The organism is Methylobacterium sp. WL18 (genome assembly GCF_008040015.1).
Classification (GTDB): domain Bacteria; phylum Pseudomonadota; class Alphaproteobacteria; order Rhizobiales; family Beijerinckiaceae; genus Methylobacterium; species Methylobacterium mesophilicum.
The window spans coordinates 1-1,089 of sequence record NZ_VRVD01001017.1; the positions used below are offsets into that span (position 1 = coordinate 1).

General features: G+C 74.7%; 1 protein-coding gene. It reads left to right on the forward strand.

Annotated features, from left to right (window positions below; translation table 11 throughout):
• Positions 1–1,089: oligosaccharide flippase family protein (locus FV228_RS30570; protein ID WP_147857833.1), on the forward strand; the 1,089-nt coding region annotated here is incomplete at both ends.

The following is a 1,089-nucleotide window of genomic DNA, read 5'->3' on the forward strand; positions in this document are numbered from 1 at the left end:
GAAATCGGCCGCTACGGCCTGGCCCTCGCGGTGCTGGCGGTGGCGCTTATTGCGGCCGATTTCGGCACCACGCTGACGTTCGGGGCGCGCCTCGGCGCCGGCGCGCCGGAGATGCGGGCGGCGGAGTTCGGTCGCATGATCTCGGCGCGGCTGCTCCTCGGCGGCGCCACCGGATTGCTGCTGCTCTGCGCCCTGCCGCTGCTGCCCGAGGAGATCCGGCCGGCGCTGGCCCTCGCCGCTCTGCTGATGCCGCTCGCGGCGGCGCGCTTCCAGGATTCCCTGTTCCAGGTCTGCGGGAAGCCGGGCTGGTCGGTCTGGCCGTCGCTGGCCAACGCCGTGACCTTGGTCGGCGGAACGGCACTCGCGCTCTGGTTGCAGCTCCCCGAGGCGGCCCTGAGCGTCGTCGCGGTGGCCTCGGGCATCGTCTACGGCGTGGTCGGGTTGCTCCTGGCCGCGAGGCTTCTCCCCTTGCGCCCCGCCTCCCTGGCGCATGGCTGGGCGACGATCCGGGCCGCGGCCGGCGTGGGGATCTCGAACGCCCTCGGCTCGCTCAACGGCCGCATCAGCTTGATCATGCTGGCGGCGCTGGCGGGAGCGGCCGAACTCGGCCAGTTCACCGCGGGCTTCCGGTTCTTCGAGCTCGGCGCCGCGGTGGCGATCACCCTGTGCGCGCCACTCGTGCCGGTCTTCGGCCGGGCCGTCGGCGCCCTCAATGCCGGCCGCACGCGATCCGGCACCGACCGCCTGCGCGCCAGCGTGCGCCCGGCGCTGATCGTGATCCTGGCGGCCGCGGGGGCCGGAACCGTGGCGGCCTGCGCGGTCGCCGACCCCCTGGTGCGGTTGATCTTCGGGCCGGATTTCGCTGCGGCGGCGCCGGTCCTGCGGATCGCAGCCGCGATGAGCGCCCTGTTGATCACCGCCACAGTGCTGTTCGCCGGCCTCGTTCCCCTCGGCCGGACCGGCTTCGCGGTGCGCGGCAGCGCGGCCGCCTGCGCCACGAACCTGGCCGCGTGCGCGGTGCTGATTCCCCTCGATCCGCTGCTCGGCGCGGCCTGGGCCGCCCTGCTGGCCGAGGTCGCGATGCTGGCG